This is a genomic window from Streptomyces sp. NPDC040410 (assembly GCF_055595715.1).
The window spans coordinates 240,399-252,208 of the sequence record NZ_JBVIVK010000006.1; the positions used below are offsets into that span (position 1 = coordinate 240,399).

At 71.0% G+C, this 11,810-nt stretch carries 9 protein-coding genes and 1 pseudogene; 4 read left to right on the forward strand and 6 right to left on the reverse strand.

Annotation, left to right across the window (positions count from 1 at the left end):
• Positions 1-13 precede the first annotated feature (13 nt).
• On the reverse strand, positions 14-244 hold the full coding sequence (locus tag ACZ562_RS15480) for a response regulator transcription factor (protein WP_471178420.1): 231 nt from the start codon (positions 242-244) through the stop codon (positions 14-16).
• Between the two features lie 301 nt (positions 245-545).
• Here ACZ562_RS15480 and ACZ562_RS15485 point away from each other — a divergent pair, with 301 nt between their 5' ends.
• Positions 546-3,035, forward strand: a complete 2,490-nt coding sequence (locus tag ACZ562_RS15485; protein ID WP_471178422.1) for a SpoIIE family protein phosphatase — start codon at positions 546-548, stop codon at positions 3,033-3,035.
• A gap of 153 nt (positions 3,036-3,188) precedes the next feature.
• On the opposite strand, the gene ACZ562_RS15490 is transcribed toward ACZ562_RS15485, so the two are convergent.
• Together ACZ562_RS15490 and ACZ562_RS15495 are read right to left on the reverse strand one after the other, a co-directional pair.
• Positions 3,189-3,959, reverse strand: a complete 771-nt coding sequence (locus ACZ562_RS15490) for a hypothetical protein (protein WP_471178423.1) — start codon at positions 3,957-3,959, stop codon at positions 3,189-3,191.
• Between the two features lie 722 nt (positions 3,960-4,681).
• Complete coding sequence (locus tag ACZ562_RS15495) at positions 4,682-5,668, reverse strand: serine/threonine-protein kinase (protein WP_471178424.1); 987 nt, start codon at positions 5,666-5,668, stop codon at positions 4,682-4,684.
• A gap of 411 nt (positions 5,669-6,079) precedes the next feature.
• Here ACZ562_RS15495 and ACZ562_RS15500 point away from each other — a divergent pair.
• Positions 6,080-6,196: pseudogene (locus ACZ562_RS15500) on the forward strand (ankyrin repeat domain-containing protein); the annotation flags it as partial.
• A gap of 184 nt (positions 6,197-6,380) precedes the next feature.
• Complete coding sequence (locus ACZ562_RS15505; RefSeq protein ID WP_471178426.1) at positions 6,381-7,289, forward strand: serine hydrolase; 909 nt, start codon at positions 6,381-6,383, stop codon at positions 7,287-7,289.
• Positions 7,290-7,431: 142 nt separating this feature from the next.
• Here the strand turns inward: ACZ562_RS15505 and ACZ562_RS15510 are convergent, their stop codons facing one another.
• Positions 7,432-8,334, reverse strand: a complete 903-nt coding sequence (locus ACZ562_RS15510; protein WP_471178429.1) for a hypothetical protein — start codon at positions 8,332-8,334, stop codon at positions 7,432-7,434.
• A gap of 408 nt (positions 8,335-8,742) precedes the next feature.
• Here ACZ562_RS15510 and ACZ562_RS15515 point away from each other — a divergent pair, with 408 nt between their 5' ends.
• Positions 8,743-9,633 carry a universal stress protein gene (locus ACZ562_RS15515; RefSeq protein ID WP_471178431.1) on the forward strand — a complete coding sequence of 297 codons (891 nt, stop codon included), beginning with the start codon at positions 8,743-8,745 and terminating at the stop codon, positions 9,631-9,633.
• 72 nt (positions 9,634-9,705) lie between these two features.
• Here ACZ562_RS15515 and ACZ562_RS15520 read toward each other — a convergent pair whose 3' ends face one another.
• Positions 9,706-10,731 (reverse strand): 6-phosphofructokinase, encoded by a 1,026-nt coding sequence (locus tag ACZ562_RS15520; RefSeq protein ID WP_471178434.1) that lies wholly within the window; start codon positions 10,729-10,731, stop codon positions 9,706-9,708.
• Between the two features lie 212 nt (positions 10,732-10,943).
• Positions 10,944-11,753 (reverse strand): LamG domain-containing protein, encoded by an 810-nt coding sequence (locus tag ACZ562_RS15525; RefSeq protein ID WP_471178437.1) that lies wholly within the window; start codon positions 11,751-11,753, stop codon positions 10,944-10,946.
• Between the last annotated feature and the right edge of the window lie 57 nt (positions 11,754-11,810).

The following is an 11,810-nucleotide window of genomic DNA, read 5'->3' on the forward strand; positions in this document are numbered from 1 at the left end:
TCGGTGGTGGGGGTCAGAGGCCCAGGGTGATGGCCAGTCGGGTGAGTTCGGCGGTGGTGTTGATGTTGAGTTTGGTGCGGATACGGCGCAGGTAGGCGTCGACCGTGTGCTTGGAGAGCCCCATCTGGCGGGCCGCCTGCAGATAGGTGCAGCCGGAGGCGATGTGTCGCAGGGTCTCCAGCTCGCGCGGGGCCAGATCGGTCGCGGGGGCTTCGGTGGACGGCGCGGTGGGTGTGAGGCTCATGGGATGTTCTCCGCCGGATCGGCTCGGGCATCGCTGCTCACACCCTCGTAAGCAGGGGATAAATGCCTGAAAGCTGCGATTTATCCACTTTTGAAAATGCTGCCCGCCTGACGTCATCACCGTGTCCGCCGACTGTCACAGGCGCGTCACAGGCCTTCCCGGACCCCGCGCCCGAACGCCCCCGGACAAGGCCCTCGTGCCCTTGGTGGGGTGGTGCCGGGTTGGTGGTCCGGGTGTTTGCGGATGATGCTTGTGAGGGGGCCCCGGGCTGTGCGGGTCGGCGAAGGGCTGATGAGTGGTGATGGAGCGTTATCCCTCTCCTCCCGGTGAGCAGGCGCCGACGGGCGCTGTGGCGCGGGCGGCGTATACGGCCTCGGCGATCGTTGACGAGCGGGGCGTCGTGACGGGGTGGAGTGAGGGGGCTCGGCGACTCTTGGGCTATGGATCCTCGCAGGTGGTGGGGCATCCGGCGGCGCGGCTGCTGGCCGAGGGCGTCGACGGTGTGGGCGAGCGGGCGCGACGGGGTGTGGCCGGGAGACAGAGGTGGAGCGGGGCCGTGGTGCTGCGGCACCGAGACGGCCGCCGTCTGGAGCGGCGGCTGCTCGCACACCGCAGGCGGCACGGCCCGGTCGCTGAGTGGCTGGTGGTGTCCGCCGTGGTAGGAGCGCCGGGCCCACTGGAAGGTGAGCTGTCAACGCCGGGAGGTGAGGCGTCAGCGCTGGGGGAGTGGGTGTTTCACCAGTCCCCGTGCCTGCTGGCCGTCTTCGATGCGGATCTGCGGCTGGTGCGGGCGAACGACGGCATGAAGGGTGCGCTGTCGCTGAGCGAGGAGGAGATGCGGGGGCTGCGGCTGCCGGAGATCGTGCCGGATCCGGTGAATGATCGGACGGAGGCGGCGATGCGTCTGGTGCTGGAGGGCGGCGAGGCGCAGCACATGGACGCCGCCGTCGGCCCCGCCGGCGGCACCGCGGAGCAGAGCCGGCCGGCGTCGCTGACCCCGCTGAAAGACGCGGCCGGCCGGGTGCACGCGGTGTGCCTGACGGCACACCATCCGCTGCCCGGGCATCTCGCGGGGCAACGGATGCTGTGGCTGGACGATGCGAAAGCCCGCATCGCCGCTGCCGGGGATGTGCAGCACACGGCGCAGGAACTGGCCGACGTCGCAGTCCCCCGTTTCGCGGACTTCGCCGCCGTGGACCTGCTGGACGTTCCCCGGCGTGGCGGTGAAACGCCTGCCGTTCCTCCGGCCGGGCCGCTGAGCATGCACCGCACGGCTGTGGCCTCGGTCCGCGAGACCGGCCCCGCCTCCGGCTTCGCGGCGGAGGAGCCCTCCTCCTTTGCCGCGGGCAAGTCCTTGCGCTATCCGGCGGTGTCGCCGGTGGCCCGGTGCCTGGCTGAGGGCCGTGGCGCGGTGTACGGCGTGGGCGATCCGGCTTTCGACGACTGGGCGGCGCAGGACGGTCATGCCGCGTGGCTGCGGGAGGCGGGGATTCATTCGGCGATGGTCGTGCCGATGCGGGCCCAGGACGGCGTCACGCTCGGGGTGGCCCTGTTTGGCCGCCACCGGCGCCGGGAGCGCTTCGACGCCGGCGATGTGGCGGCGGCGGAGGAGCTGTCGGCCCGGGCGGCCGCGGCCATGCACGGCGGGCGCCGTACGGGCCGGGAGCACACCACGACGATGACCTTGCAGCGCAGTCTGCTGCCGCAGACGCTGCCGGATCAGCAGGCGTTGGAGGTCGCCACCCGATATCTGCCGGCCGGCGGCCGGGCCGGGGTGGGCGGGGACTGGTTCGATGTGATCCCGCTGTCCGGCACGCGGGTGGCATTGGTGGTGGGGGATGTGGTCGGGCACGGCATCCGGGCATCGGCCACGATGGGCCGGGTGCGGACCGCGGTGCGCACCCTGGCCGATGTCGATCTGCCGCCGGACGAGTTGCTCACCCACCTCGACGACCTGGTCATCCACCTGTCCGCGGAGGAGAGCGGTGCGGAGGGCTCGGCGGAGAGTGCCGGGGGCATCGGCACGACCTGCCTGTACGCGGTCTACGACCCCGTCTCCCGCCGCTTGAGCCTGGCCCGGGCGGGTCATCCGCCGCCGGCGGTGGTGAGTCCGGACGGCGCGGTCCGTTTCCTGGACGTGCCGCCCGGCCCGCCGCTGGGGCTGGGCGGGCTGCCGTTTGAGACGTTCGAGACCGAGCTGCCCGCCGGCAGCGTGCTCACCTTGTACACCGATGGTCTGCTCGCGGCGCGCGAGCACGACATCGACGAGGCCCTGGACCAGATGTTCCAGGCGTTGGCCCGCCCCGCGAGCACGCTGGACGCGGTCTGCGACCGGATCCTGACCTCGATGCTGACCCACCGCCCCGACGACGACGTCGCGCTGCTGGTGGCGCGCACCCGTTCCCTGGGCACGGACCGGGTCGCGACATGGGAGGTGGCCCACGACCCGGCGGCCGTCGCCCGGGCCCGTCGGCAGGCCGCCGACCAACTGGCCGCCTGGCAGCTGGACGAGGCCGGCTTCATCACCGAACTCGTGGTCAGCGAGCTGGTCACCAACGCCATCCGGTACGGCCGTCCCCCGGTCCGGCTGCGCCTGATCCACGCCGGTACGACCCTGATCTGCGAGGTCTTCGACTCCGCCGGCACCGCCCCGCACATGCGCCGTGCCCGGGTCTTCGACGAGGGCGGGCGGGGCCTGCTGCTGGTCGGCCAGCTCGCCCAGCGCTGGGGCACCCGGCACACGGCGGCCGGAAAGACCGTCTGGGCCGAGCAATTCCTCACCCTCGACTGACAGTGGGGATCCAGACCCGGCCCCAGACCCATCGGCAGTGTCCTTGCGGGGGCAGGGAAGAGTAAAAGGCGACGAGGTGAAGGCTGTGGTGGGCCTTCACCCCGTCGCGTTGGGTGTGGTGGTCGGGAGTCAAAGATCCCGTCCGTGCGTGTCCTACACCGCCGGGGCCGGTTCAGCGGGCGCCGGGGCAGCCGGGGCCGGTTCGGCCGGGGCAGGCTCCGCCGGGGCGGGCTCGGCCGGGGCCGGGGCAGGCTCAGCGGGTGCCGGCTCAGCGGGCGCCGGTTCGGCCGGGGCCGGGGGCGCCGGGGCAGCCGGGTCGGGCTTCGCGGGGTCCGGCTTCGCGGGGTCCGGCTTCGCCGGGTCGGGCTTCGCGGGGTCGGGCTTGGCCGGGTCGGGCTTCTTGTCGTCCGGCTTCTTCTCGTCGGGCTTCTTCTCGTCCGGCTTCTTGTCCTCCGTCTTCTTGTCCTCCGTCTTTTCGTGGGTCTTCTCGGCCTCGTGCTCGTCCTTCCAGTGGTCCTTGTGCTTGTCCCAGTGGTCCTCGTGGTGCTTGTTCTTCTCCCAGTAGTGGTAGTCGTTGTAGGTGTCCCAGAAGTACCACTTGTGGTGGTGCTTGACGATGTAGTAGCAGTCGTAGTGGTCGTCCCAGTAGTACTTGTAGTACTTGCCCCAGCAGTAGTACTTCTTGTGCTTGTTGTGCTTCTTATGCTTGTTGTGGTGCTTGCTCCAGCAGTAGTTCTTGTGCTTGCCGTGGTGGGCGGGAGCCATGGTCGACGGTGATGCCTCGGGCATGGGGGCCGCCGTGGCGGCGGTGGCCGGCAGGATGACGCCTCCGCCGACGACCACGGCCGACGCCACCGCGGTGGCGATGCCCAGCCGGCGCTTGGGGCGGGTGGTGTCGTCCTGCTTGCGGATGATGCGGTTCACGATTCCTCCTGAAGGAAAAGGGTGCGTATCTGTGCCCGGGGCCTCGTTGGGGTTCCGGTGTTCTGGTGAGGCCCGCACTTCAAGTAGGCCCGCCCGGTCCCGGCGGGTCATGTTCCGAGGGCTCGGGACTTGACGGATTCCACGGCGCCGGGTACAAGCCCCGCAGTCATTGCGCCGCCGCCGGGTGCGGCGCACGGAAAGCGCCTGACTCCCGCTACGGCACCGCCGCACATACCGCTGCCGTCCCGCCGCCGTGAATTCGCGCTGGCGTGCGGGGAATTCGCCACGTCGTGCCGGGAATTCGCCACGTCGTGCCGGGAATTCGCGTAGCGCGCGAGATGGAGGGAAGAGCCGGAGGCGCCGGTTTCGGCAAGGCGGCGGACAGCGGGCTCACCGGACTGCTGGATCGTGCGCCAGGCAAGCGTCTGGCCTGCGGATCGGGTGGCCGGTGCGCATACGTGAGTCCGAGGTGGAGCTAGCGCAACCGGGCCGCGTATGTGCCGCGTTGCAGGAAGCGGGCTGCACTCATGATCTCCCGGCTGGCTCCTGGCCGGCACCGCCTCGCCATGCCCTACGCCGCTCCGGCGACGCCGCTCGGCCGGCCTGGCCCGGGACGCGAGGCGTGCTCCCGGCGCTCGGCGGCCGGGGCCGCCGCGGGTGCTGATGCCGCATCCCCGCCGCACGGCACAGGCATCGACCACCGTCCCCGCCCACGTTCCGCCTCAGGAGCCGGGAGGCCGGGCAAAGACCGGCCGGGCCCAGACGGGCGGATCGGGGGGCGGTTCGGAGGGTGGTGTGGCCCGGGCGGCGTGGTGGTCCACCTGTGTCGGCGGGTGCGTGCTCGGGCCCGCCTCATGCGCGGCGGCGCGCAGGGCGGCCACGAATTCCAGGCAGGAGCCATAGCGGTCCTCGGGGACCTTCGCCAGGGCTTTGGCCAGGGCGTCGTCCATGGCCGTCGACGTGCCGGGCCGTTTCTCGCTCAGGGCGGGCGGCTGGTCGTACTGATGCGCCCACAAAAGCGCCATGTCGTCGTCCCGCCGGAACGGCGGGGCGCCCGCGAGGGTCTCGAACACGACGCAGGCGAGGCTGTACAGGTCGCATCTGCCGTCCACCGGGCGGCCGGAAATCTGCTCGGGCGCCATGTAGTCGATCGTGCCCACGAACTCGCCCACGGTGGTGAACCCGGTCAGGGACAGCGATTTCTTCGTCAGCCCGAAATCCGTGAGATAGACGTGCTCGGGGTGTTCACTGTCGGTGCCCCGGGCGACCAGGACATTGCCGGGCTTGACGTCCCGGTGCACCAGATCATGTTCATGGGCTGCGTCCAGGGCGGAGGCGACCTGGGCGGCGATCCGCAGCGCGGTTGCCACGGGCAGCGGGCCGTCGCGGGCGAGCAGTGCCCTCAGATCCAGCCCCGGCACATAGCGCATGGCGATATACAGGACACCGTCCGTCTCGCCGGCCTCGAAGATCGGCACGATGTGCGGATGGTCGATCGCGGCGGCCACTCGCGATTCGTGCGCGAAACGGCGGCGGAAGGTGTCGTTGCGGACCATGTCCGGGGTCAGCAGCTTCAGTGCCACCATGCGGTCCAGACGCAGATCCCGTGCGCAGTACACCACGGCCATTCCCCCGCGGCCGAGCTCACGCTCCACCCGGTAGCCCGCGATCTGCGTCCCGATCAGCCCCGACGCACGGCCCGCTGCCACACCCCTGCCCTCCGGCCCGCGCGGCCGCGTACGCCACGCATCCGGCCACGCACCAGCACGTACCCTCCGCCCGCACCTGACCGGCAGCGGAGCCGCGCGCCCCGCAGGCCGCCGCCCGCGCCGCGCCATCGGCCCCGATCGGTCACCCGGACAGGGGCCGTCCCGGCGGCCCACCCCGGTACGCCGAAACCGATAAACCTCCCATTCATATACAAATACTATCCAGCGGCCCATGTCATCGCCCGGCCACGCCGCACCACCCGGCCACCGGCCGGCAACCCCCTCGTGCACCTGGGCCGCCCTTGTCGGAGACGCTTCTCGCGGGCCGTAGCCCGGTGCTGGTCGCGGCGCCGGAGAACGGGCCACGCAGTCCCTTCCGCGTGCTTCGGCCGCCTCGGGGGAGCGGAGATCGCCGACCTGCTCCTGGCGGCCGGGGCCTGCCCGGATACTGAGAGCAGCGGCCTCGGTCCGGAGGGCACGCCGTTGTGCGCGGCCGCATCCCGGGCGCACACGGAGACAGTGCGCGCATGCGTCACGGCGCGGGGCGGCGGAGTCGCGGAGTCAATGCCGGGATGACATCCGCCCCGAACCTGTGGCTGTCCTCACAAAAAGTGCCGAATGGGTCTTTTCGTGGCGCCGGTCACGTCACGAGGCGGGCGTCTTGTCTACGTTCGCAGGTCCGTGCCCCTGTCACAAGAACCGCCGAGGCCCCATGCCGCACCGCCCGTCCCCCCAGCCGCCCCCGCAGAGCACGAGAAGGCGCAGCCCGCACGGCAGGCGCGCCGGGTTCGGCGCGGCACTGCTGGCCGGCTCGGTGGCGACGCTCCTCACGGTCGGCACGCCCACCCCGGCGCCGGCGGCGGCAGCCACGGCGGCGGAGCGTTCCGATGCCGCCGCGTCCGACGCCGCACGGACACATCCGCAGGGGAGGGGGCGGGTGACGGCCGCGGTGCTCGAACTGGACAGCCCGGGCGGGGAGCCGCAGGTGTACGGCGACGACGTCCCCTACGACACCGCCAGTGTCATCAAGGTCGACATTCTCGCCGCGAGGCTGGTCCAGGCGCAGGACGCCGGGCACCGCCTCACCCCACAGGAGCGCACCCAGGCTGAGGTGATGATCGAGCGCAGTGACAACGCGGCGGCGAACGCGCTGTGGCGGCGAATCGGTCTGGCCCCGGGTCTGGAGACGGCGAACAAACGGCTCGGGCTGACCTCGACCACGGGTGGGCCCGGGGCCAAGTGGGGGCTCACACGGACGACGGCAACCGACCAGATCCGCCTGCTGAGCGCGGTGTTCGACACCGGCCGGGACTCACAGGCAGGCTCCACGGGCCTGAGCGAGGCCTCCAGGAACTACATACGCACGCTGATGACCCACATCACCGAGGGGCAGGCGTGGGGCGTCTCGGCGGCCTCCGACTCCGGTTGGGCGCTGAAGAACGGCTGGCTGCAACGCGACACGACCGGGCTGTGGGACGTCAACAGCGTCGGACGGATCACCGCGGGCGGACGCGACTACCTCGTCGCGGTCCTCTCCGACGGCAACGCGACGATGAAGGACGGCATCGCGCTGGTGGAACGCACGGCCCGCGCGGCGGTCTCCTCGGTGACGCACGCGTGAGGTCACGCGCCCACGCTTGTCGGTGTGGCCGTGGGTTCCTTCTGTCATCGCACGGCATCCCCGTCGGGTCTTGCTCCGGGGAACGTGTCGTGCCACGCAGGCACGGGCGCGCGTGTTCGGCCTCGGGGGGCTCGTGGCGCGGTCAGGGTCGGCCGGTGCACATCCGCTCGATGGCATCCAGGACACCCTTGCGGTTCGCGTGTGTGCGTTCGTAGCGCTTGAGAACGCGCAGATCCGAGGCGGACAGCGCGTGGAGCCGCCGCTCGATGTCCTCCACGCTGAGCTGGCTGAAGCCGACGACGGGCAGGTCTTCTTCCCTGCCCTGTGCTCCTTGGTCCTGCCCGGTTGTGCCGGTCACCTCCGGCACTTCCGCCACGAACTCCTCAGCAGCGCTGTTGTCCTGTCCGGGCCATGCCGCCTCGCGCAGCCGGTCGACGACGGCCCGCACCGTGCGGGTGGCCGCATGGGCGAGGCCGCCGTTCTTGGTCTCTTCCACGCGCAGGGCGTCATGCGCGGCGGCCACCGACCGGGCCTGTTGGGCGAGGCTGTCCTCCAGCCTGTTCAGCAGCTCCTCGTCCTGTCGGCGAACCGTGGTGAGCAGATCGAGAGTGGCGCGGTCCTCGACCCATTCGGCGAGGACCTCACCGGCCCGAGTGGCGGCCAGCGCCCGGGCCGCGACGGCGTACTCGTCCTCGGTGTTCCTCAGCAGCTGCCGCTCGTCGGCAGGTCCCCGGCCCCGCAGGACTCCCGTCACCGTTCTCTGCCCGACCGTCAGCGGCAGCATGGCCGTGCGGACGGTGGTGCGGGCGGCGAACCGCGCCAGGTCGACCGTGCCGCCGAGGAGGCCGCGGGGGCGCAGGCCACGTACATGGCGTTCGATGCGGTGAATGCTGTCCTGTATGTCGTCGGCCTGGCATTCCAGCATCTCCTGGTACGGGCCGGGCGGTGCGACCGCCGCATCCGCCCGCAGCCGGTCGAGCGCCGCGGCATGGGCCCGGTGGGCATCCTCGAGCGCCAGCACCAAGGTCTCGGTCATCACTGCCATGGGGACTCCCTGCATGCGGGGATCGGGCGGCGCACAGCCACGCAGGAGACACGGCTGCCCCCTGCCACCCGGCGGCAGGGGGCAGCCGGGACCATCCTGCGAGGCTCGTCCCAAGATCACCCGTCGGGAACGACCCCCGCGCATGGCCCGCCACCCTGCTGGAGGACGGCGGCCCCGCGTTGTCGCCGGCATGCCGACGGCACACGCCATTCACCCATACGGGTGACTTCAGGCAGCTGCTCGTGAGACCGGACCCGGCACGAGGCCCGGTCGTCGATGGCGCGGACTACCGGAGAAGCCGCGCATCCGGTACGGGCGCCGGTGCGGGCGTGCCGTGGAACAGTGGACGGGGAGGGACACGGGCCGTGTGCGTGCCTCAGGCGGGTGCACGCCGGGCGAAGGAGCGCGATGAGTCATCCTGTGCTGGCGGGTATCGACGGGTCCGCAGGCAGTTCGGCTGCGGCGGACTGGGCTGCGCGGGAGGCCGTTCTGCGGGGCGTCCCGCTGTGCCTGGTACATGCCTCCCCGGTGCTCCCGGGCACGGCGGTGCCCCCGACGGCCGTGGACAGGCTGCGTGACGTGGGTGAGCGGACGCTCCGGCGGGCGATGGCCGACCTCAGCGACCGCCACCCGGACCTCGAGGTGCGGGGCGAGCAGGCCGATGAGGCCCCGGCCCCGGCACTCCTCGCAGCGGCACGGACTGCCGGGCTCCTCGTCGTCGGCACACGGGGTACGGGCGGATTCGACGGTCTCGCGGTCGGCTCGGTGGCCCTGCGGATGGCGGCGGCCGCTCCGTGCCCCACCGTGTTGGTGCCCCCACGGCCCGCCGGTTCCTTCGGAGAAGGGACGCACGCGGCACGCGGCGCCGCCCGGGTAGTAGTGGGGTTCGCCGCGGACCGCCCGGTCAGTGAGGCGGCGGACTTCGCGTTCGCGGCCGCCGAGGCGCGCGGAGCATGTCTGCAGGTGGTCCGGGCATGGGCATTTCCTGCCGAGTCCGTGTCTCCCAGGACGCTGGTGGTGACCGAGGAGGACCGCGCCACTTGGGAGGACCAGGAGGTCGTGCGGCTCTCCGACGCGCTGCGCCCATGGGAGGAGAAGTACTCGCAGGTGACGGTCCGCGCCGATGTCAGGCTGCTCCATCCCGCGGAAGCTCTCTTGCACACGTCCTGGGGTGCGGAGCTGCTCGTCGTGGGCCGCCGTACCGATCCGCGGGCGGCCGAGGGCCGACTGGGCCCGGTCGCTCACGCCGTACTGCACCACACCCGTTGCCCCGTGGCGGTCGTACCGCACACCGGCTGACGGCGGCTGACCCGCAAGCAGGTCCTGTGGCGGAACGGCTGTCCGACGACGATCCCGCGAGTACCCGGTCCGTCAGCCGAAGAACACCTCGAACTCGTCGTACAGCGACGGATCGACCAGCTTGGCGGCCGCTGTGGCATCGGCGAGCGGGTGTCGGACGATCTGCGTGCCGTGCAGGGCTACCATCACGCCGAAGTCACCGTCCTTGACGGCGTCGACGGCGTGCAGGCCGAAGCGCGTGGCCAGCCACCGGTCGAAGGCGCTCGGGGTGCCGCCGCGCTGGATGTGACCCAGGACCGTGGTGCGGGCATCCTTGCCCGTGCGTTCCGAGATCTCCTGGGCCAGCCACTCGCCGATGCCGGACAGCCGTACATGGCCGAACTCGTCCAACGTTCGGTCCTTGAGGATCATCTGTCCCTCCTTGGGGACAGCCCCTTCGGCGACCACGACGATCGGCGCATAGTTGATCTTGAAGCGGCTCCTCACCTGCTCACAGACCTGATCGATGTCGAAGGGCCGCTCCGGGATGAGGATCACGTTGGCGCCGCCCGCGACGCCGGCGTGCAGGGCGATCCAACCCGAGTGCCGCCCCATCACCTCCACCACCAGGGTGCGCATGTGTGACTCGGCGGTGGTGTGGAGGCGGTCGATGGCCTCGGTCGCGATACCGACAGCGGTGTTGAACCCGAAGGTGAAGTCGGTGCCGGACACGTCGTTGTCGATGGTCTTCGGTACGCCCACCAGGTTGATCCCGTGACGGCCCAGCTCGGTGGCGACACCGAGCGTGTCCTCGCCGCCGATCACGACGAGCGCGTCCACGTCGTGCGCGGCAAGGGTGTCCCGCATGCGCCGCAGTCCGTCCGCGTGCTTGAGCGGGTTGGTGCGGGAGGAGCCGAGGATGGTTCCGCCGCGGGGCAGGATTCCGCGCACGCTGGGGATGTCCAGCGGCACGACATTGCCCTGCAGTGCGCCGAGCCAGCCGTCCCGCAGCCCGACGAAGTCGAAGCCGTACTGCTGGACGCCTTTGCGGACGACACTGCGGATCACGGCATTGAGGCCGGGACAGTCACCGCCGCCGGTCAGCACTCCGACCTTCATGGCTTCCTCCCTCTGGCCGGTCACCCCGCCTGGTCGCAGTCGCATCGGGGATCCGATCCGCTGGCGGGGCCATGGATCAGCCCCCTCCAGCCTCCCTCCATTCGATCCGCGGCCGCCACTCCGCCGAAGTCCAGCGGGAGATCTTCGGCCCGTCCCGCACCTGCGCCCCGCACACACGTGGCACGACGCCGGGGCGGCCGGTCAGGGACCGGTCATCGCGCGGTGAATGATGTGTCCCACCCGCGCACGCGGTGGATGCGAGCGGTCTTGGGGTAGGAGGCGGCGGTCTGGGAGCGAGGGCCGATCTCGAAGAGGTCGATCATCAGAAAGAGCGGATAACGGGGCGACTGAGGTACTCGTTTCACAACGACGCCCTCGCAACCGATGATCGTGCCCGACGGTCCCCAGACGGCCGTCCAGGTGTGCGGCTTCGACGCGTCCAGGGGAAGGGCGACTTCCGTCATGTCGGTCGTCAACCGCTTGTCCGAATGCGCTTTCATCCCGCACCGGGCGTGGCTCTCGCCCGCGCCGACAGCGTCAGCGTCGATCTCGAAAACGCAGATCTCGCCGCTGTCCTCCTCGGACAGGTGCTCCGTCCCCACGAGCCACGCCGCGAGCATGCACCCTTCGTCCAAGCTCGCGCTCACGGTCACCTCCACATGTCCGGCGGCGGGCGCCCACAACAGACGTTCCGGTGTCTCGGTGCGGACGACGAGCCCGTCCGGACGATGCCGGTGTGTTCCTCGTCCAGAGCCGGACGGCCCGGAGAAGACCCCGGTCTGCAGGTTGGACACGCGCAGTGGGGCGTCTTCCTCTCGCCAGTCCGGCTGATCGGCGTCGATACGCAACCGCAGCCCGGAGCTGTCGATGTCGTACCGTGCCCGAGACCGCTCTGGCGATGTCCAATGCGGCAGGTAGTGACCGACCCAGCGATCGTCCCTGAGATGCGGAGCGGTGAAATCGTCCTCGAAATCCGGCTCATGAGCGGGCGGTTCGGGGAGACGATCTGCGTTGGCCATCATGACGACATCATGCCGGATGAGGACTTCACACAGGGCGGGGCAGGGCAGGGTGCGGCG

Bases quoted from the DNA above. Each gene is read 5' to 3' on its own strand.
- ACZ562_RS15480 (WP_471178420.1), bottom strand. From the start codon at position 244: ATGAGCCTCACACCCACCGCGCCGTCCACCGAAGCCCCCGCGACCGAT.
- ACZ562_RS15510 (WP_471178429.1), bottom strand. From the start codon at position 8,334: ATGGCAGTGATGACCGAGACCTTGGTGCTGGCGCTCGAGGATGCCCAC.
- ACZ562_RS15505 (WP_471178426.1), top strand. From the start codon at position 6,381: ATGCCGCACCGCCCGTCCCCCCAGCCGCCCCCGCAGAGCACGAGAAGG.
- ACZ562_RS15515 (WP_471178431.1), top strand. From the start codon at position 8,743: ATGAGTCATCCTGTGCTGGCGGGTATCGACGGGTCCGCAGGCAGTTCG.
- ACZ562_RS15520 (WP_471178434.1), bottom strand. From the start codon at position 10,731: ATGAAGGTCGGAGTGCTGACCGGCGGCGGTGACTGTCCCGGCCTCAAT.
- ACZ562_RS15525 (WP_471178437.1), bottom strand. From the start codon at position 11,753: ATGATGGCCAACGCAGATCGTCTCCCCGAACCGCCCGCTCATGAGCCG.
- ACZ562_RS15485 (WP_471178422.1), top strand. From the start codon at position 546: ATGGAGCGTTATCCCTCTCCTCCCGGTGAGCAGGCGCCGACGGGCGCT.